Annotated in this window: 19 protein-coding genes; 7 read left to right on the top strand and 12 right to left on the bottom strand. The window is 64.6% G+C overall.

Features of this window, described 5'->3' with window-relative positions; translation table 11 throughout:
• Window positions 1–2: 2 nt before the first annotated feature.
• Together CH262_RS12680 and CH262_RS12675 are read left to right on the top strand one after the other, a co-directional pair.
• On the top strand, window positions 3–806 hold the full coding sequence (locus CH262_RS12680; protein ID WP_032371015.1) for an ATP-binding cassette domain-containing protein: 804 nt from the start codon (window positions 3–5) through the stop codon (window positions 804–806).
• Between the two features lie 84 nt (window positions 807–890).
• Complete coding sequence (locus CH262_RS12675; RefSeq protein ID WP_094717693.1) at window positions 891–2,096, top strand: acyl-CoA dehydrogenase family protein; 1,206 nt, start codon at window positions 891–893, stop codon at window positions 2,094–2,096.
• 61 nt (window positions 2,097–2,157) lie between these two features.
• On the opposite strand, the gene CH262_RS12670 is transcribed toward CH262_RS12675, so the two are convergent.
• Genes CH262_RS12670 through sdhC form a run of 4 tightly spaced genes read right to left on the bottom strand, consistent with a single transcriptional unit; the run spans window position 2,158 to window position 5,503 of the window.
• Window positions 2,158–2,940, bottom strand: coding sequence for a succinate dehydrogenase iron-sulfur subunit (locus CH262_RS12670; protein ID WP_027496417.1), 783 nt, complete (start codon window positions 2,938–2,940; stop codon window positions 2,158–2,160).
• A gap of 1 nt (window position 2,941) precedes the next feature.
• Window positions 2,942–4,693 carry a succinate dehydrogenase flavoprotein subunit gene (gene sdhA / locus CH262_RS12665; RefSeq protein ID WP_027496418.1) on the bottom strand — a complete coding sequence of 584 codons (1,752 nt, stop codon included), beginning with the start codon at window positions 4,691–4,693 and terminating at the stop codon, window positions 2,942–2,944.
• A 16-nt stretch (window positions 4,694–4,709) separates the two neighbouring features.
• Complete coding sequence (locus CH262_RS12660; RefSeq protein ID WP_027496419.1) at window positions 4,710–5,162, bottom strand: succinate dehydrogenase hydrophobic membrane anchor subunit; 453 nt, start codon at window positions 5,160–5,162, stop codon at window positions 4,710–4,712.
• Window positions 5,162–5,503 carry a succinate dehydrogenase, cytochrome b556 subunit gene (sdhC, locus tag CH262_RS12655; protein WP_027496420.1) on the bottom strand — a complete coding sequence of 114 codons (342 nt, stop codon included), beginning with the start codon at window positions 5,501–5,503 and terminating at the stop codon, window positions 5,162–5,164. Before sdhC ends, CH262_RS12660 begins: the two co-directional genes overlap by 1 nt.
• Before the next feature lie 334 nt (window positions 5,504–5,837).
• Between sdhC and CH262_RS12650 the strand changes: the two genes are divergently transcribed.
• Both CH262_RS12650 and CH262_RS12645 read left to right on the top strand, forming a co-directional pair.
• Complete coding sequence (locus tag CH262_RS12650) at window positions 5,838–6,251, top strand: cytidine deaminase (RefSeq protein WP_027496421.1); 414 nt, start codon at window positions 5,838–5,840, stop codon at window positions 6,249–6,251.
• Window positions 6,244–7,527: a thymidine phosphorylase gene (locus tag CH262_RS12645; protein ID WP_032387037.1), complete on the top strand. Its 1,284-nt coding sequence runs from the start codon at window positions 6,244–6,246 to the stop codon at window positions 7,525–7,527. Before CH262_RS12650 ends, CH262_RS12645 begins: the two co-directional genes overlap by 8 nt.
• Window positions 7,528–7,536: 9 nt before the next feature.
• Here CH262_RS12645 and CH262_RS12640 read toward each other — a convergent pair whose 3' ends face one another.
• Together CH262_RS12640 and CH262_RS12635 are read right to left on the bottom strand one after the other, a co-directional pair.
• Window positions 7,537–8,904 (bottom strand): aspartate aminotransferase family protein, encoded by a 1,368-nt coding sequence (locus CH262_RS12640; RefSeq protein ID WP_094717692.1) that lies wholly within the window; start codon window positions 8,902–8,904, stop codon window positions 7,537–7,539.
• Window positions 8,901–9,365, bottom strand: a complete 465-nt coding sequence (locus CH262_RS12635; protein WP_027496424.1) for an Lrp/AsnC family transcriptional regulator — start codon at window positions 9,363–9,365, stop codon at window positions 8,901–8,903. The genes CH262_RS12640 and CH262_RS12635 overlap by 4 nt, the downstream gene beginning before the upstream one ends.
• Window positions 9,366–9,507: 142 nt before the next feature.
• Here CH262_RS12635 and CH262_RS12630 point away from each other — a divergent pair, with 142 nt between their 5' ends.
• Entirely contained in the window at window positions 9,508–11,010 is a 1,503-nt protein-coding gene (locus CH262_RS12630) for a gamma-aminobutyraldehyde dehydrogenase (RefSeq protein ID WP_094717691.1), read from the top strand.
• Window positions 11,007–12,428: an NAD(P)/FAD-dependent oxidoreductase gene (locus tag CH262_RS12625; RefSeq protein ID WP_032387040.1), complete on the top strand. Its 1,422-nt coding sequence runs from the start codon at window positions 11,007–11,009 to the stop codon at window positions 12,426–12,428. Before CH262_RS12630 ends, CH262_RS12625 begins: the two co-directional genes overlap by 4 nt.
• A gap of 65 nt (window positions 12,429–12,493) precedes the next feature.
• Here the strand turns inward: CH262_RS12625 and CH262_RS12620 are convergent, their stop codons facing one another.
• Both CH262_RS12620 and CH262_RS12615 read right to left on the bottom strand, forming a co-directional pair.
• Window positions 12,494–13,348, bottom strand: a complete 855-nt coding sequence (locus CH262_RS12620; RefSeq protein WP_032387041.1) for a universal stress protein — start codon at window positions 13,346–13,348, stop codon at window positions 12,494–12,496.
• A 19-nt stretch (window positions 13,349–13,367) separates the two neighbouring features.
• Window positions 13,368–14,870 carry an APC family permease gene (locus tag CH262_RS12615; protein ID WP_032371009.1) on the bottom strand — a complete coding sequence of 501 codons (1,503 nt, stop codon included), beginning with the start codon at window positions 14,868–14,870 and terminating at the stop codon, window positions 13,368–13,370.
• A gap of 244 nt (window positions 14,871–15,114) precedes the next feature.
• On the opposite strand from CH262_RS12615, the gene CH262_RS12610 reads away from it, so the two are divergent.
• Window positions 15,115–16,239, top strand: a complete 1,125-nt coding sequence (locus tag CH262_RS12610) for an adenosine deaminase (RefSeq protein WP_045841980.1) — start codon at window positions 15,115–15,117, stop codon at window positions 16,237–16,239.
• A 30-nt stretch (window positions 16,240–16,269) separates the two neighbouring features.
• Here CH262_RS12610 and CH262_RS12605 read toward each other — a convergent pair whose 3' ends face one another.
• From CH262_RS12605 to CH262_RS12595, 4 genes are read right to left on the bottom strand one after another with little or no spacing between them, the layout of a single operon-like run.
• Window positions 16,270–17,550, bottom strand: coding sequence for a hypothetical protein (locus tag CH262_RS12605; protein ID WP_032371008.1), 1,281 nt, complete (start codon window positions 17,548–17,550; stop codon window positions 16,270–16,272).
• Between the two features lie 15 nt (window positions 17,551–17,565).
• Window positions 17,566–17,880 (bottom strand): YbaB/EbfC family nucleoid-associated protein, encoded by a 315-nt coding sequence (locus tag CH262_RS27560; RefSeq protein ID WP_052057205.1) that lies wholly within the window; start codon window positions 17,878–17,880, stop codon window positions 17,566–17,568.
• Window positions 17,877–18,215: a hypothetical protein gene (locus CH262_RS12600; RefSeq protein WP_032371007.1), complete on the bottom strand. Its 339-nt coding sequence runs from the start codon at window positions 18,213–18,215 to the stop codon at window positions 17,877–17,879. The genes CH262_RS27560 and CH262_RS12600 overlap by 4 nt, the downstream gene beginning before the upstream one ends.
• 42 nt (window positions 18,216–18,257) lie before the next feature.
• On the bottom strand, window positions 18,258–19,379 hold the full coding sequence (locus CH262_RS12595; protein ID WP_032387042.1) for a C40 family peptidase: 1,122 nt from the start codon (window positions 19,377–19,379) through the stop codon (window positions 18,258–18,260).

The raw sequence follows: 19,379 nt of genomic DNA, 5'->3' as shown, positions 1-19,379 counted from the left end.
GCATGACTACCTCCTCGGACCAGCCCGTCCAGTCGCCGTCGGCGCCGCTCATCGAGCTGAAGAACGTCGGTAAGAATTACGGCAACATCGTGGCGCTGCACGGAATCGACCTACGCGTCGGTGCCGGTGAGGTCACCGGAGTTCTCGGTGACAACGGCGCAGGCAAGTCCACGTTGATCAAGATCATGGCGGGCCTGCACAAGCAGTCCGAGGGGGAGCTGTTCGTCGACGGGACACCGAGGACGTTCGACTCGCCGAGGGATGCCCTCGACCTGGGTATCGCGACGGTCTACCAGGATCTTGCCGTGGTTGCGCTGATGCCGGTGTGGCGCAACTTCTTTCTCGGCCAGGAGCTCACGAAGGGCAGATTCTTCAAGACTCTGGACACGAACGCCATGCGCGCGACGACCATCGAGGAGCTGCGCAAGATGGGCATCGATCTGCCCGACGTCGATGCCCCCATCGGGGCGCTGTCCGGCGGTCAGCGGCAATGCGTGGCAATTGCGCGCGCGATCTTCTTCGGAGCCCGTGTGCTGATTCTCGACGAGCCGACCGCGGCGCTGGGAGTCAAACAATCCGGGATGGTGCTGCGCTACATCTCCGCCGCCAAGGAACAGGGACTGGGCGTCGTGTTCATCACCCACAATCCTCACCACGCGTACCTGGTGGGCGATCATTTCGTCCTGCTCGACCGCGGCCGCCAGAAATTGGACTGCACCTACGACGACATCTCGCTCGACGAGCTCACGACCGAAATGGCCGGGGGCCAGGAGCTCGCAACCCTCACCCACGAACTCGGTCGCTGAGACCCGCGATGGGTGAGACAGGGGCACGGCGGGTAGAAGAGCAGTAGTGGTGCCCGAGCGCGGCACCGGACGAAGGAGTCGACCATGAGCAAGCACGAGCCCCTCGGGCCACTGTCGCCGGACTTCCTCGAATCGGATTTCTACGGGTATCAGGGCTTGCTCGACGAGGCCGAAGTCGACGTGGTGCTGCGTACCCGCCGGTTCCTCCAGGAGCAGGTTGCGCCGCGAGCCAACGAGTTCTGGGAGAAGGCCGTCTCACCGGTACACCTGATGCCGGCCATCGCCGAACTCGAAATCGCGGGTCTGGGATACGCCTTTGACGACCGCAAGGCCTCTCGCAAGCTGCTCACCGGCTGGCTCGAGATGGAATTCGCACGGGTCGACCCATCGACGGGAACGATGTTCAGCGTGCACAGTTCGCTGGCCATGAGCAGTATCTCCATCCTCGGCTCCGAGGAACAACGGCAGCGCTGGTTGCCCAGCATGCGGCGGATGGAGACGATCGGGGCGTTCGGACTCTCCGAACCGCACGGCGGATCGGACGTCGCCGGCGGGCTGGAGACCACGGCTCGCCTCGATGGAGACCATTGGATTCTCAACGGAAGCAAGCGATGGATCGGTAATGCGACCTTCGCGGACCTGACGATCGTCTTCGCCAAGGACGAGGCGGACGGCGAGGTCAAGGGCTTCGTGGTCGAGAAGGAATTCGAGGGGTTCCGGGCAGAGAAGATCGAGGGGAAGTACTCGCTTCGCGCAGTGGAGAACGCCGACGTCCATCTCGAGAACTGCCGCGTCCCGGTCGCCAACAAGCTGGCCGAGGCCAACTCGTTCGCCGACACCGCCAAGGTGCTTCGGCTGACCCGCGGGGGAGTGGCGTTCCAAGCCGTCGGCGTCATGATGGGCGCGTACGAGCGAGCCGTCGCCTACGCGCGCGAACGGGAGCAGTTCGGGGCCCCGATCGCCTCGTTCCAGCTCATCGCCGATCTCATCGCGCGGATGACGGCGAACATCACCGCGTCTCTGGGGATGGCCGTTCGCGTCGCACAACTGCAGGGCAACGGAGTTCATCACGACGAGCATGCGGCGCTCGCGAAGACGTTCTGCACGACGCGTCTGCGCGAGGTGGTCGGATGGGCCCGAGAGATCATGGGCGGCAACGGAATTCTCATCGAGCACGAGGTCATCAGGTTCTTCTCCGATGCCGAGGCGTTGTACTCGTACGAGGGCACCGCTCAGATCAACAACCTCATCGTCGGCCGCGGCGTGACGGGCTACAGCGCGTTCGTGTGACGGACAGACGAAAGCGCCCCTTCGCGTGTGCGAAGGGGCGCTTTCGTCGTAGCCGTGGTGACTAGCGAGCGAACAGCAGTGCGCGCTTGACTTCCTGGATGGCCTTGGTCACCTGGATGCCACGAGGGCATGCGTCGGTGCAGTTGAACGTGGTGCGGCAGCGCCACACACCCTCGACGTCGTTGAGGATGTCCAGACGCTCGGTGGCACCCTCGTCACGGCTGTCGAAGATGAACCGGTGCGCGTTGACGATGGCCGCCGGACCGAAGTAGCTTCCGTCGCTCCAGAACACCGGGCACGAGGTGGTGCAGCACGCACACAGGATGCACTTGGTGGTGTCGTCGAAACGGGCGCGGTCCGCAGCCGACTGAATGCGCTCGCGGGTCGGCTCGTTGCCCGTCGTCATGAGGAACGGCTTCACGGCGCGGAACGCGTCGAAGAAGGGCTCCATGTTGACGATGAGATCCTTCTCCACCGGCAAGCCACGGATGGGCTCGATGGTGATGTTGAGGGTCTTCGACGAATCCTTCGGCAGCATGTCGCGCATCAGCACCTTGCAGGCGAGACGGTTGACGCCGTTGATGCGCATCGCGTCACTGCCACAGACGCCGTGGGCGCACGAGCGACGGAACGTCAGAGTTCCGTCGAGGTAGCCCTTGACGTAGTGCAGCAGGTTCAGCAGTCGGTCGGTGGGCAGCGTGGGGACCTGGAAGGTGTCCCAGTACTGGCCGTCGCCGCTCTCGGGGTTGAAACGAGCGATCTTGAGCGTGACCATGACCGCGCCGTCGGGCACGGGAGGCAGATCGTTCTGTTCGGACTTCTTGTCCAGTGTGGGTGCGCTCATGTCAGTACTTCCGCTCCATCGGCTCGTAGCGGGTCTGGATTACCGGCTTGTAGTCCAGGCGGATCTCGGTGAGCAAACCTTCGCCCTCCTTGTAGGCCATGGTGTGCTTCATGTACTCGGCGTCGTTGCGATCGGGGAAGTCCTCGCGAGCGTGTCCGCCGCGCGATTCCTTGCGATTGAGCGCTCCGACGACGGTCACCTCGGCCATCTCGAGCAGGAAGCCGAGTTCGATGGCTTCGAGCAGGTCGCTGTTGTAGCGCTTGCCCTTGTCCGCGACGGTGATGTGGTTGTAGCGCTCCTTGAGGGCACGCACATCCTTCAGCGCCGTCTCGAGGCGTTCCTGCGTGCGGAAGACCGACGCGTTGTTGTCCATCGACTGCTGCATCTCGGAACGGATGTCGGCCACCCGCTCGTGACCGTGGTCGGACAGGATCAGCTCGAGCCAGTCCTGCACCATCTTCGCCGGCTCCTCGGGGAGCGGCGTGAAGTCCACCGAGTTGGCGTACTCGGCTGCGGCGATGCCCGCACGACGACCGAAGACGTTGATGTCGAGCAGCGAGTTGGTTCCCAGACGGTTTGCGCCGTGCACCGACACACAGGCGCACTCACCTGCCGCATACAGGCCGGGGACGATGTCCTCGTTGTTGCGCAGCACCTCACCGCGAATCTTGGTGGGGATACCGCCCATGACGTAGTGACAGGTCGGGTAGACCGGCACCGGCTCCTTGACGGGGTCGACACCGAGGTAGGTGCGCGAGAACTCCATGATGTCGGGGAGCTTCTCGTCGAGAACTTCCTCGGGAATGTGGGTGACGTCGATGTAGACGTAATCCTTGTTGGGACCACCGCCGCGTCCCTCGAGAACCTCGAGCACCATCGACCGCGCCACGATGTCGCGCGGAGCGAGGTCCTTGATGGTCGGGGCGTACCGCTCCATGAAGCGTTCACCCGACTCGTTGCGCAGAATGCCGCCTTCGCCGCGGACGGCCTCGGAGATGAGGATGCCCAGGCCTGCGAGGCCGGTCGGATGGAACTGGTGGAACTCCATGTCCTCCAAGGGAAGTCCCTTTCGGAACACGATGCTCATGCCGTCGCCGGTCAGAGTGTGCGCGTTGGAGGTCGTCTTGTAGATACGTCCCGAGCCGCCGGTCGCGAAGATGATCGACTTGGCGTGGAAGATGTGCAGTTCGCCGGTGGCGAGTTCGTAGGCGATGATGCCGGTGGCAACCGGCCCGTCGTCCGTCTCGGTCAGGCAGAGATCGAGCGCGTAGAACTCGTTGTAGAACTCGACGTCGTGCTTGACGCAGTTCTGGTAGAGCGTCTGCAGAATCATGTGACCGGTGCGGTCGGCTGCGTAGCACGCGCGACGAACGGGTGCCTTGCCGTGGTCACGGGTGTGGCCGCCGAAGCGTCGCTGATCGATCTTTCCTTCGGGTGTCCGGTTGAACGGAAGACCCATCTTCTCGAGGTCGAGGACGGCGTCGATGGCCTCCTTGGCCATGATCTCCACCGCGTCCTGGTCGGCGAGGTAGTCGCCGCCCTTGACGGTGTCGAACGTGTGCCACTCCCAGTTGTCTTCCTCCACGTTGGCCAGGGCGGCACACATGCCGCCCTGAGCTGCTCCGGTGTGGGAGCGGGTGGGGTAGAGCTTGGTCAATACGGCTGTCCGAGCACGGGGTCCGGCTTCGATCGCAGCACGCATTCCGGCACCGCCTGCGCCGACGATCAGTACGTCGTAACGATGTTCCTGCATGTAAGCGTCAGTGTCCTTAGCTCGCCGAGATGTTGGGATCGAAGGTGAAGATGACGTAGGTGCCGACGCCCATGATGAGGATCATCGACAGCACCAGCAAGGTCGTCAGCCAGAATCGCGTCGAGTCCTTGCGGGAGTAGTCGGCGATGATGGTGCGCAGACCGTTGCCGCCGTGCAGCTGTGCCAGCCACAGCATCGTCAGATCCCAGAACTGCCAGAACGGGCTGGCCCAACGGCCGGCGACGAAGGCGAAGTTGATGCGGTGCACGCCGTCGTCGAGCATCAGCATGATGAACATGTGGCCCAGGACCAGCACGACGAGTGCCAGGCCGGAGAACCGCATGAACAGCCACGCGTAGAGCTCGAAGTTGCCCTTGCTCTGACGCCGCGGCGAACGCGGGTTGGCCAGGCTGGCCGGACGGTCGTAGTTCGTGCCGAGGACCTTCGCCTCGGGACCCTGCGTCGACATCAGTGACCACCCGCCGTGAACATGTTGTAGAAGATTCGTCCCGCGCCCGGGATCATGACGACGAGCCAGACGACTGCGATGACCCAGAGCATCAGCTTCTGGTACTGCGGTCCCTTGGCCCAGAAGTCGATCAGCATGACTCGGATGCCGTTCAACGCGTGGTACAGCACTGCCGCGACGAGGCCGAGTTCCATGAGTCCGACGAGCGGGGTCTTGTAGGTTTCGATGATGGCGTCGTACGTCTCGGGATTGACCCGAACCATCGCCGTGTCGAGAACGTGGACGAACAAGAAGAAGAACGTCAACACGCCTGTGATGCGGTGCAGAACCCAGGACCACATTCCCGGGTCCCCGCGGTACAGAGACCGCTTGCGCTCCTTGACCGGAGCGGCTTCCGTCGTGCTACTCATCGAGTGCAATGCCTCCAACGTCGTTGGTGGACGCGTCGAGCCCGGTGGCCGGGCTTAACCTGGCTCGATTTGTCGCGATTCGGCCCTAGTGCTGGTTGTACTAGCCGCTTGATAGAAACTGTAAACCCATTCGAAACACGGAACTAATTCGACTCGAGGTTCGTATGGTGCCGAAATCCCGTGTTAGGTTTGCCTTCCCAATTCATTCGGGCGGTTTCGGGTAGATCTCTGCATCAATTCAGACAGCGTGATTGGATGGGTGACCATGAACGAAATCGACTGGAATGCGTTGCGCGACAATGCCCATGGGGCCATGAGGCACGCATACGCCCCGTACTCCAATTTTCCGGTGGGCGCGGCAGCTCTGGTGGACGACAATCGCATTGTCACCGGGTGCAATGTGGAAAATGTCTCATACGGTTTGGGCCTGTGCGCCGAGTGCGGGTTGGTGTCGAACCTGCACTCGACCGGCGGGGGCAGGCTCGTTGCCTTTTCCTGTTGCGATTCCCGACGCGAGATCCTCATGCCGTGCGGGCGGTGCAGGCAGTTGCTGTACGAGTTCGGCGGCGCGGATCTGCTCGTCGATACCGCCACCGGGCCGCGTCGGCTGGCAGAGTTGCTCCCGGACGCTTTCGGCCCCGACAACCTCGACGAAGGACGCGTGAACAACCATGCCTGACGCCGTATCGATCATCAGCGCCAAACGCGACGGACGCGTTCTCGACGACGAGCAGATCGAGTGGGTGATCGCCGAGTTCACCCGCGGAAGCGTCGCGCCGGAACAGATGTCGGCGTTGGCGATGGCAATTCTGCTGCGCGGATTGTCGCGCCGGGAGTTGAGCACATGGACGAACGCCATGATCGCGTCGGGCACGCGAATGGACTTCTCCGCGTTGCCGCTCCCTACCGTGGACAAGCATTCGACCGGTGGCGTCGGAGACAAGATCACGCTGCCGCTCGCACCCTTGGTCGCTGCGTGCGGAGCGGCGGTGCCGCAACTGTCGGGCCGCGGGCTGGGACATACCGGGGGCACCTTGGACAAGCTCGAGTCCATCCCCGGATGGCGAGCTGATCTCAGCGGCGACGAGATGCACCGGATTCTTGCCGACCCGGCCGTGGGCGCGGTGGTCTGCGCGGCAGGCGCAGATCTGGCTCCGGCCGACAAGAAGCTCTACGCCCTGCGCGACGTCACCGGAACCGTCGAGTCGATTCCGTTGATCGCCAGTTCGATCATGAGCAAGAAGATCGCGGAGGGCACGGGCGCGTTGGTGCTCGACGTGAAGGTCGGGGCGGGCGCGTTCATGAAGAACGTCGACGATGCACGCGAACTGGCAACGGCGATGGTCGAACTCGGAACGGATGCGGGCGTACGGACCCTGGCGGTGCTGACGGCGATGGACACACCGCTCGGCCTCACCGCGGGCAACGCGCTCGAAGTGCAGGAGTCGGTGGAGGTTCTGGCCGGCGGCGGGCCGGCGGACATCGTGGAGCTGACGATCACGCTGGCACGCACCATGCTCGCCGCGGCCGGGATCGAGGGCATCGATCCGGCCGACAAGCTTGCCGACGGGTCCGCCATGGACCGGTGGCGCACGATGATCGCGGCGCAGGGCGGCGACCCCGACGCCGCGCTGCCTGTCGCCCGTGAGAGCCAGGAATTCACTGCGACGCAGGACGGCGTCGTCACCGGCTTGGATGCGATGGGCGTCGGCCTCGCGGCGTGGCGGCTCGGCGCGGGCCGGGAGCGGCAGGGCGAGCCGGTACAGAGCGCAGCCGGGGTGCGTCTGCACGCCAAGCCGGGCGATCGGGTGCGGGCCGGGGATCGGCTCGCAACCCTGTACACCGACACCCCGGAGAAGTTCGACTACGCGCAGCAGGCCCTCGAGGCCAGTTGGGAGATCGGCACCACCGCCGCGCAGCCGACCCCCCTCGTCATCGACCGGATCGGGCAGTAGCACCGGCGATCAGATCAGGTTGCCCGCCTCGGTCAGCACGCTGCGCAGAATCTGTTCCATCTCGTCGAACTCCTTCTGCCCGCAGATCAGTGGCGGAGCCAGCTGTACCACCGGGTCGCCGCGATCGTCGGCCCGGCAGTACAGCCCGGCGTCGAACAAGGCGGTGGACAGGAACCCGCGGAGGATGCGTTCTGCTTCGGCGTCGCTGAACGTTTCCTTCGTGGCCTTGTCCTTCACCAACTCGATGCCGTAGAAGTACCCCTCGCCGCGCACATCGCCGACGATGGGCAGATCGTGCAGTTTTTCGAGCGTCGCGCGGAACGCGGGTGCGTTGTCCGCAACGTGGGCGTTGAGCCCCTCGCGTTCGAAGATGTCGAGATTGGCCATCGCGACGGCTGCGGAGACGGGGTGCCCGCCGAAGGTGTAGCCGTGGGCGAAGCTCGACGTGCCGTCGTCGAACGGCTCGAAGAGCTTGTCGGAGGCGATCATCGCGCCGATGGGGGAGTAGCCCGAGGTCATTCCCTTGGCGCAGGTGATGATGTCGGGCACGTAGCCGAAGTCGTTGCAGGCGAACATCGATCCGATGCGCCCGAACGCGCAGATGACCTCGTCCGAGACCAACAGGACGTCGTAGCGATCGCAGATCTCGCGGACCCGCTCGAAGTATCCGGGTGGAGGAGGGAAGCAGCCACCCGCATTCTGGACCGGTTCGAGGAACACCGCGGCCACCGAGTCGGGGCCCTCGAATTCGATGGCCTCGGCGATGCGGTCGGCCGCCCAGATTCCGAACGCCTTGGGATCGGTGTCCATGGGGGCCGCAGCCCGATAGATATTGGTGTTCGGCACCCGAAATGCGCCCGGGGTCAACGGTTCGAACGGTTCCTTGAGTGCCGGGATACCGGTGATGGCCAGAGCGCCCTGCGGGGTGCCGTGGTACGCGATGGCACGCGAGATCACCTTGTGCTTACCTGGTTTGCCGACCTTCTTGAAATACTGCTTGGCCAGCTTCCATGCGCTCTCGACTGCTTCGCCACCGCCGGTGGTGAAGAAAACTCGATTGAGGTCCCCAGGGGCGTATCCGGCGAGCCGTTCGGCGAGTTCGATGGCAGGCTCGGTGGCATACGACCACAGTGGGAAGAACGCCAATTCCTTGGCCTGCTTCGCTGCGGCCTCGGCCAGTTCGTCGCGGCCGTGCCCCACCTGCACCACGAACAGGCCCGACAGTCCGTCGATGTAGCTCTTGCCGTTCGAGTCCCAGATGATCGAACCCTCACCGCGGGTGATGATCGGGGGAGTGACCCCGCCGCCGTGACGGGTGAAGTGGCCCCACAGATGCTTGGCCGCGGAGGCGTCGAGTTCGGATGTGGATCGCGTCATCGTGTTCCCCAATTGTATTGCTGCTTGACGAGTTTCAGATAGACCAGGGTTTCGGTACTGGTGACCGCGTCGAGGCTGCGGATCTGCTTGTTGAGAATCCGTAGTAGTTGTTCGTCGTCCTCGCACACCACTTCGACAACGATGTCGAAGGAGCCTGCCGTGAGGACCACGTAGTCGATCGCGTCGATCGCCGAGAGTTGCTCGGCCAGTGCATGACTGTCCCCGGTGCACTTGATGCCGATCATGGCCTGCCGCTTGAATCCGACCTGTACCGGATCGGTGACGGCGACGATCTGCATGACGCCGGAGTCCGTCAGGCGTTGAACACGTTGCCGCACGGCAGCTTCCGACAACCCGACGGCTTTGCCGATCGCGGCGTAGGAGCGTCGCCCGTCCTCCTGAAGTTGTTCGATGATCGCCTTGGAGACGTCGTCGAGTGCGATGGGTGACTGATCCGGCATCGGTCGATCTTGTCACCGACACCGCCGCCGACACAAGCGATAGGCGATGAAATTCGCAATAAATATCTGTGTCGACGACAGAATCGGTTGTTGCGGGATCGGAAACCGGGCGAATCCGTGGATCGGTCGGTATCGTGCAGTCATGGCGAACATTCCTGGTTGTTGGATCGACGGACGCGCAGTGGACGGCAGCGGCGACCGCTGCGGCGTCGAGAACCCGGCGACCGGAACCGTGGTGTCCGAGTTCGGTCTCGCCACGGCAGAGGACGTCGAAGCGGCTCTCGTTCGAGCGCGCTCGGCGCTACCGCAGTGGGCCACCGCAACGCCGGCCCAGCGCGGCGCGGTGCTTGCCGACTTGGCGCGATCGGTGGCGGCCGACGTCGAATTCGCCACCGAAGAGGTGGCCCAGACCGGTAAAACCGTGCGTCTGGCAACGGAGTTCGACGTTCCGGGCAGTGTCGACAACATCGAGTTCTTCGCCGGAGCTGCCCGACATCTGGACGGCAAGGCAGCGGCCGAGTACTCGGGCGAACACACCTCGGCCATCCGACGCGACCCGGTCGGCGTGGTCGGATCGATCACGCCGTGGAACTATCCGCTGCAGATGGCCGTCTGGAAGGCGATCCCGGCGTTGGCGGCCGGGTGTTCCATCGTGCTCAAGCCCAGTGAACTCACGCCTCTGACCACGCTGCGTCTGGCGCGTCTCGCCTCGGAGGCCGGCCTGCCCGACGGGGTGTTCAACGTGGTCACCGGAACCGGAGCGGAGGCCGGAGTCGCGTTGTCCTCGCATGCGGGCCTGGACCTGATGACTTTCACCGGTTCCACTCCCGTCGGGAGACAGGTGATGTCGCAGGCAGCCGTGCACGGCACCCGGGTGCAGCTCGAACTCGGCGGCAAAGCCCCCTTCGTGGTGTTCGACGATGCCGACCTCGAAGCTGCGATTCACGGTGCCGTCGCCGGTTCGTTGATCAACGGCGGACAGGACTGCACGGCAGCCACCCGCGCCATCGTCGCGGACTCGCTGTACGACGATTTCGTCGCCGGAGTAGCCGAGGTGATGGAACGCGTCGTCATGGGAGATCCGACGGATCCGGCGACCGACATGGGATCGCTGATCTCGATCGCGCATCGGGATCGGGTTGCGGCCATGGTGGATCGGGCTCGCGATATCGGAGCGAGGATCGTCACCGGAGGCCGTGTCCCGGACGGTAGGGGTGCTTTCTACCCGCCGACGTTGATCGCCGATGTGGGTGAGCAGGACGAGATCTACCGCGACGAGGTGTTCGGACCGGTGCTCACGGTGTCGCGGCACTACGGCGACGACGATGCGATTCGGCGGGCCAACGACACCGCGTTCGGACTGGCGGCCTCGGCGTGGACCCGCGACGTGTACCGCGCGGGCCGAGCGTCGCGGGAGATCGCGGCCGGTTGTGTGTGGATCAACGACCACATCCCGATCATCAGCGAGATGCCGCACGGCGGTTTCGGAGCGTCGGGCTTCGGCAAGGACATGTCGAGCTACTCGCTCGACGAGTACCTCACCGTCAAACACGTGATGACCGACATCACCGGTGTGGCCCGAAAGTCCTGGCATCGCACCGTTTTCGCTAGCGCAGGACCCGAGGATCAGGAGCTACGACGATGAGCGCATCCTGGGCTACCGAACCCACCGATCGCGGCGTGGCGATGGTTCTCGGAGCAGCGCCGCAGCCCTTCTGGCTCGACCGACCGGAACGACCGACGCCCAGGCCGCGGCACTCCGGTTCGACGTCTGCGGATCTGGTGATCGTCGGCGGCGGGTTCACCGGATTGTGGGCGGCTCTGCAGGCGGCAGAGGAGAACCCCGACAGATCAATCGTGTTGCTCGAAGGCGACCGCATTGCCGAGGGCGCCACCGGACGCAACGGCGGCTTCTGCGCGGCCAGCCTGACGCACGGACTGGGCAACGGACTCGACCGGTATGCCGACGAACTACCCGAGTTGCTGCGAATGGGAACCGAGACGCTCGACGCGATCTGCGCGACTGCGAAGAAGTACGGAATCGACGCCGACATCGAACGCACGGGCGAGCTCGACATCGCCAATTTCGACTGGCAGGTCGACGACCTCCGTGAGCTCGGCGACGAGGGGAGACGACTGTCGCAACCGATGGAATACCTCGACGCCGCTGCAGTGAGAGCCAAAATCACCTCACCGATGGCGCGCGGTGCCCTGTTCGACCCCGACGTCGCGATGATCGATCCTGCCAAATTGGCCTGGGGCCTGGCCGACGCGGCGGAGTCGCTCGGCGTACGCATCCACGAGAACACTCGGGCCTTGTCGATCGACAAGTCCGGCAACGGTATTCGGGTGAAGACGGGCTACGGCACCATCGAGGCAGTCAAGGTTCTGCTGGCCACCTCGGCATCGAAATCGTTGCGCCGCAAGCTCCGTCACTGGATAGTCCCGGTGTGGGACTACGTGATCATGACCGAACCACTGACGCCGGCGCAGCTCGCCGCAATCGGCTGGTCCGGCCGCGAAGGATTGGCCGACTCCGGCAACCGATTCCACTATTTCCGGTTGACGGCGGACGATCGCATCCTGTTCGGTGGGTGGGACGCGCACTACTTCTACGGTAGCGACACCGACCCACGCCGAACCCAACATCCAGAAGAGTTCGCGTTGCTCGCCGAACATCTGCTGCAGATGTTCCCAGCCCTCGAGGGAATCCGTGCGACCCACGCGTGGGGCGGATCGATCGACACGTGCTCGCGGTTCAGTGCCTTCTGGGATCTGGGTATGAACGGGCGAGTGGCGTCGGTGGCCGGGTTCACCGGCCTCGGCGTCGGCGCGTCGCACTTCGGGGCCCGCACCGCGCTCGACCTACTCGACGGCAAGGACACCGAACGAACGCGCCTGAAGATGGTGCGTACCAAGCCGTTGCCGTTTCCACCCGAGCCCCTCAAGTCGATCGGGATCAACATCACTCGTGCGCAATTCGCTCGTGCAGACCGCAACGAGGGACGGCGGGGATTGTGGCTGAAGGGAATGGACGCGTTGGGTCTGGGCTTCGACAGCTGAGGTGCCTGCGGCAGTGGTGCGGTTGAGTGCCACCCATGGCACTTAACCGCACCACTGCCTTGGCACTACTCGTGCGGAACGACGACCACCGGCACCGGGGCAGCACGCAGAATCTTGGCGGCACTCGAGCCCAGGAACACTCGCTTGGGGGTCGCCAGCCGACTCGAGCCGAGCAACAACACATCGCCCGGCTTCCACTCGAGGTTGCCCACGGCCTCGTCCAGTGTCGACCCGTCGGCCACCACGGATTCGAGGCCCTCGATGCCGGGGAGAGTGCGGGCCGCGAGTTCCAGATTCTCCTGTGCGGCAGCGACTTGCCGTCGACGCGTGTCCAGTGAAGTCTCGTCGCGCGGGGTTCCGGTCGATTCCAGAGAGACCAGCGAGACCAATCGAAGAGGCACGTGCGCAGCGCTGGCGAGAGTGAAAGCGAACGGCAACGGGTTCGGGGCGGATGACCGGGTTGGGACGGCGACGGTGAGATCGGTGATCGGTGCGCTGGAGAGCCGGTAACCCCGAGGGGCAAGTGCCAACGGAACTTCCGAGGCGTGCAGAAGCTGACCGGCGACCGAGCCGATCGAATGTCGGTTCAGCAGGCCGTCACTGGCACCGCCGACAACGATCATGTCGGCATCGGAGTTCACGGCGAAGTCGATCAGGGCGCGGGCGAACGACTCGTGGCTGAGCACGTGCGTGGTCACCTCGATACCCGACGGGACCTGGGCGGCCGCGTCGTCCACCCAGCCCTTCGCCTTGGCCTCGAGGATCTTTCGATACGGTCCGCTGCCTTCCATGACAGGTTCGTCGACGGCCATGACCAGCACGATGTCGATGGACGCGTCGAGGGCGCGGGCGAGGGCGGTGGCCAGGGCTACGCCGTCGTCGCCGCTGGGGGTGGCGAGGTAGCCGACGGTGATCTTCATGAGTTTCGGTCCTTCTCTTCTAGTAAGTGTCCGGAACCTTGACTTCGGTGGACGCGGTGAGTGTCTTGCCCTGGAAGAAATCCTTGTTACCCACGAAGCAGAGCAGCATCAGTGGGATTCCGAGTACCAGCATGCCGACACCGAGGACGAACACTCCGCCGATCGGACCGTAGACGGTGTAACCGTAGTCGGGCTTGATCATGTCGACTGCGCTCTGTACGAACGCCCACGTCATGGACAGCCCGCCGAGAAGTGGAAAGATGCCGCGCATGAACAGGTTTCGGGCGGACGAGAACAGTGTCCGACGGAAGTACCAGGTGCACGCGTAGGCGGTGATGCCGTAGTAGAACGCGACCGCGAGCCCGAGCGATGCCACCGAATCCTGCAGCGCGTTGGCGCTGACGAAGGTGAGCACAAGGTAGAACATCAGGGCTGCGGCACCCATGACGAGCGTGCCGAAGCCGGGCGTCATGTACTTGGGGTGCACACTGGCGAACCGCTTGGGGATTGCCTCGTACACAGCCATCGACAGTGTTCCGCGGGCCGTGGGCAGGATGGTCGTCTGTGTAGAGGACAGCGCCGAGATGGACACCGTCAACAGCAGCAGCGACGCGACGATCGAGCCGGCGACCGGATCGCCGAGAATGGTGAGCACATCGTCGACGTTGTCCGGGTTGTTCAGACCGATACCCGTGTCTCCGAACCCGGCGAACGACTGCACGGCGTATCCGACGAGCACGTAGGTCGCGACGAGAATCAGCGTGGTGATCACTGCGGCTCGTCCCGGCGTCTTCTCCGAGTCCTTCGTTTCCTCGCCGACGGCAAGGCAGGCATCCCATCCCCAGTAGATGAAGATGCACAGGATGATGGCCTGGGCCGCGTCGGACATCGTCACCCCGGTGGGCACCAACCAGCTCCATTGCGGCGTGATGGCCTGCGGACCGGCCGTACCCGTCCCCACCTTGACCAGTGCCGTCACCGACACTCCGATGAGTACGCCGAACTGGACGACCAGCAACACGTTCTGCATGCGTTCGCTGATGAGGATGCCGCGAAAACTCACGTAGGTCATCGCGACGATGAAGAACGAACCGAGGGCGACCTTGGCCGCGGTGGACTCCGCCAAGTCCGACAGGCCGAGGAACTCGAACAGGTAGATGGCTGCGATCTCGGCAACATTGGCCAGCACGATGATCGCCGAGACGGCCAGCCCCCACCCGGCCATCCAACCGACCCAGGGCCCGAAGGCCTTGGTGCCCCAGGTGAACGACGTACCGCAGTCCGGTGTGTCGCGCCCGAGCTCGCGGTAGGCGAAGGCGGTGAGCAGCATCGGAACGAAGGCGATGAGAAACATCGACGGTGCTTTGTCGCCGACGGCCAGAACGACGTAGCCGAGGGTGGCGGCGAGACTGTAGGCCGGGGCCACCGCCGACAGTCCGATGACGATGTTGCCGACCAACCCGAGCGCGCCGGTGTTGAGTCCCTTGCCCGGAATGGTGTTGGGCGGTTCCGCAATCGACATAGGTCTCTCCGAGGTTCGAGTCGACCGAGGCGTCGGAAGGGGACCCGACAGAATCGGTCGCGTGTGATGGATGAACACTACGATTTCCGTCGCCGATTCGCTGTGTATCGACGGAATAGTTTTCATCGGAGTAACAATGCAACGAAATAGGTCGCGGAAGTGGCGGACGTCGGGGGAATCCGCGGACTCGCCGAGTGGCGATGACAGGCGCGCGTCCGCGCACGACGCGCGCTACCGTCGACACATGAGCACCGCGGAGAACACTCAGTCCTCGATCGGTGGCAGTGCGCCACTCGATCTCGCGTCCATCAGGTCGGCTCCGAAGGCGTTGCTCCACGATCATCTCGACGGCGGACTCCGACCGCAGACCGTGCTCGAACTGGCCGACGAATGCGGATACGACGGGTTACCCGCGACCGACGGTGCCGCTCTGGGGGAGTGGTTCCGCGACGCAGCGGACAGTGGATCGCTCGAGCGCTACCTCGAGACCTTCGCGCACACCGTGGCCGTCATGCAAACCCCCGAGGGGTTGTTCAGGGTGGCGCGCGAATGCGCCGAGGATCTGGCCGACGACGGCGTCGTGTACGCCGAGGTGCGCTTCGCGCCGGAACAGCACCTCGAACGCGGGCTGACCCTCGACGAGGTCGTCACCCACACCCTCGCCGGTTTCGAGGCGGGCATCTCCGCAGCCAAGGTGCGGGGCAAGAACATCACCATAGGCACCCTGCTGACGGCCATGCGGCACGCCGCACGTTCACGAGAGATCGCGGAACTGACGGTGCGTTTCCGTGACCGCGGAGTGGTGGGCTTCGACATCGCCGGGGCCGAGGCGGGCTTCCCTCCCAGCCGCCATCTCGATGCCTTCGAATACATGCGAGCCAGCAACGCGCACTTCACCATTCACGCGGGCGAGGCCTTCGGTCTGCCGTCCATCCAGGAAGCGGTGGCGTTCTGCGGAACCGACCGGCTCGGACACGGCGTGCGCATCACCGACGACATCACCACGAACTCCGACGGCACGCCGTCACTCGGTCTGTTGGCCGCGTACGTCCGCGACACCAGGATGCCCCTGGAGTTGTGCCCCAGTTCCAACGTGCAGACCGGTGCCGTCGAATCGTTGGCGACGCACCCCTTCGATCTGCTCGCACGACTGCGGTTTCGCGTCACCGTGAACACCGACAACCGATTGATGAGCGACACCTCGATGAGCCGAGAGATGGTCAAACTGGTGGATACGTTCGGCTACGGGTGGAGTGACCTCGAGCGATTCACCATCAATGCGATGAAGTCCGCATTCCTGCCGTTCGACGAGCGATTGGCGTTGATCGACGACGTCATCAAGCCCGGCTACGCGGTGCTGATCGGCTGACGAGCGAGCGCGCGGCCGGGCGAGAACGCCCTACTTCTTGCGGAGACGGCTCTCGAACTCTCGCTCGAGGGCGCGCCAGGCCTCGGCCTCGACGTCGAACGGTGCGCTCGGGGCCAGCCGATCGGGACTGGGCTCGAGGGTGTACGAGACGTACCAGCCCAACGGTGTGGACGTGGCGAGGGCCTCGTCCACCGAGCTGTCGCCGGCGAAATCGGCTGCATCGGTGAACAATTCGACGGCAAGATCGAGCTGATCGACGTCCACCGCGGTGGGCCCGTCGGCAAGGTCGTCGGCGAGTCCGGGCAAGACGTAGACGTTGTCGTCGGTGATCGTGATGTCCAGTGAGCCGTCGATCGCGGCGGTCTGAACATCGGAGTAGGTGCTGACCTGCGCCAGATCGTGATCGTGATCGTCGGCGAGATAGCGAGCCAGCGACCGCTCGGACCCGAACACGCTGATGGCGCCACCGCGGCCGAGGAAGACGGGCTTGTCGCCGAGGTAGCACCGCAGGGTGTACAGCGTGTCGTCGGACGTGATGATGCGAATGGGATCGATACCGACGGTGGTCCAGAACGTCTCCTCCGCCGCGGCAGCGGCGATGGGATCTCGGTCGGCGTCGTCCTCGTCGCTCTCTGCGTCGTCGTCGGACTCTTCGTCCTCGGTGTCGTCGTCGATGTCGTCCGTTGCGTCGTCTGCATCGACGGCGTTCTCCGCAGCCGCGGTGATCTCCGCGTCGGCGACGGCAACGGCGGCGCTGTCGACGTCGGGGGAGGTCACGATGGAATCGACTGCGTCGAGGACTTCGTCCCAATGCTTCGCCACTGCTGCGCCGATGCGGTCCCACAGCTCGGCACCTTCACGGCCGAGAAAGTTCTCGACGCCACCGGCCACCGCTCCGACGAACGGATTTGTTCCGAAAAAGCTTGTGACAGGCCGTAGTTCGCAGACATCACCGATGGACGAGACAATGTCGAAGGTGGCCTGCAGTTCGGCGAGAACGTCGGCTTCGGGGTCTGCAGCCACCAACTCGGGCACTGCGACGAGGTCGAACCGATGCAGCTCGTCGGGCTCGAGTTCGTAGGCCGCGAGAGCGGACACCACCGGCCACGACGGGTGGTCGACGAGGTCGTTGTCGTCGTCGGATCGGACGAATGCGGCGAGCTCGGCAACCGTGGCGAATCCGTAGAGATCTTCCTCGTGTCCGAGGAATGCCTCCCATTCGTCGTCGCCTTCTCGCCACTCCGGTGCCCACAGTGTCGAGAAGTCACCGGCGGTCAGACCGAGTTCGATCGGGATGATGTCTCCAGCCATGGCGCGAAGCCTATCTCAGGAGTCTGTGAACGAAGCCTGCAGACTTTGCAGGATGGTCTCGCGCTGGTCCAACGCTGCGGACGCCGCCTCGGCGGCTGTGAGAACGATGGTCGACGCGAGTTCGCGGGCAGTCACCGATCCGAGATCTTCCGCGAGATCGAGCCCGACCATGGCCCCGGTACCGTCCGCGACGACGGTCACGAGCCCGTTGCGCGAGGCCACTCGAATCCTGATGTGGTCGACGCGCTCCTGTGTCTCACGCAATCCGTCGAGCCGGTGTCGGGCTTTGTCGATCACGGTGTCGAGATCGGTGGGGTGAGAATGGGTCATACCGGTCGCAACCAACTCGTGGGTGCCGGTTCCTGGGCCAGATCGTCGTTCGCGTCGGCGGCCACTCGGGCGTGGGTCGGCAGACCCAGGCGATCGAGGATGTCGGCGGGAACCCCGTCCTCGGCCAACCGGATTCGGCGCTGTGCCCGAGCGGCTGTGGTCGCCCGCGTGCATCGATCCAGGATCGTCGACGCCAATGCTGTTCCTCCGTAGCGTAATTCGCGTGGGTCGACAGCGATTGCGATCGGCACTCCATGCTCGGTGGCGCGAACGGATACCGAGCCGGATCGAGTTGCCGATACCGCGCTGACGACGGTGGTGTTCGCGTCCGTCATCGACTTCCTCTCATTCGGTCTGCCTCTCGTTCGGTCCGACCGTTACTGGGTCGGGCGGTAGAAGCCCTTGAATGCCATGTCGCTGTTGGTCGTTCTGATCGGTCCTACCTGCACCGGGTCTCCCGCCTCGACGAGCTGGCCGTTGCCGATGACCATCGCTACGTGGCCGTCCCACACCGCGAGATCGCCGGGCTGCACGTCACCGGCCGCCACCGATGTGCCGATGTCCTGTTCCTGCGCCAGCCGGGGGATGTCGACGCCCTGCTGTGCGTACGCCCATTGCGTCAACCCACTGCAGTCCAGTCCGGTGCCCGGCGTCGTACCGCCCCAGGCGTAGGGGACGCCCTGCTGCGTCAGCGCGCTGCGAACGGCACCTGCGGCTTCGGCGTTGGGGGCAGTGACGGTGCTCCCGTCGGGCAATCGCACCTCTACTCCTCGGCCGGCGTCCCCGGCGCGGGGTGAATCCATCGCCGAATTGCCCAAGAAATGCTGTGCTCCACCGGCTCCGGGGGCCTCCGGCGTGCCGCCGGCCGGTGAGAGCGACTGCGCGAACGTCTTCGCCAGCTTCTCGCCGGCCTCGATCACCTGAGCCGTTGCAGGTGAGGTCATCAGGTTCGAGGGCGAGCCCGGCACCGCTGCCGGGCCGGAGTCGATGGGTGCGGGGACCGCGGGTGGGGAGGCCATCTCGCCGGCTGTCGCAGCGTGCACGGCCAGTTCGGCGCGCACGCGCGCAACCACCGCCAGGGCGCGCTCGAGGTGCTCGATCGCGGCCGAGATCAGCATCGTCTGCCCCATCGGGGTGGCAATGATCGGTCCTGCGGAGAGGGCGATGCCCACGAACGACTGCACTACTGCCTGTAGTTCGACGAAACCCTGCTCGGTATCCCGACATGCCCGATCGACGACGGCGGCGATGTCGTCCGCGTGATCGGCAAGGGCCAGGGCACTCGCATGAGCGTTCTCGGCGTACCGAAGTGCTGCGTCCGCGGCCTCGCCGTTCCAGTTCGAAGCAAGTTCGGTGATCGCGATCCGGCCGATTCCTTGGGCGGCCTCGATCGCAGCCGACGACAGTCGCAACACGTCGGCCGGGCCTCCGGAGGGAACGGTACCGCCGCCGAAGGCACCGAGCAGCTCGACGATGGGGCGAGAGAGTAGATCGATCAT

The sequence above is a fragment of the Rhodococcus sp. 05-2255-1e genome, from assembly GCF_002259025.1.
GTDB classification, from domain to species: Bacteria; Actinomycetota; Actinomycetes; order Mycobacteriales; family Mycobacteriaceae; genus Rhodococcoides; species Rhodococcoides fascians.
This window is presented reverse-complemented; position numbering and strand designations above follow the sequence as displayed.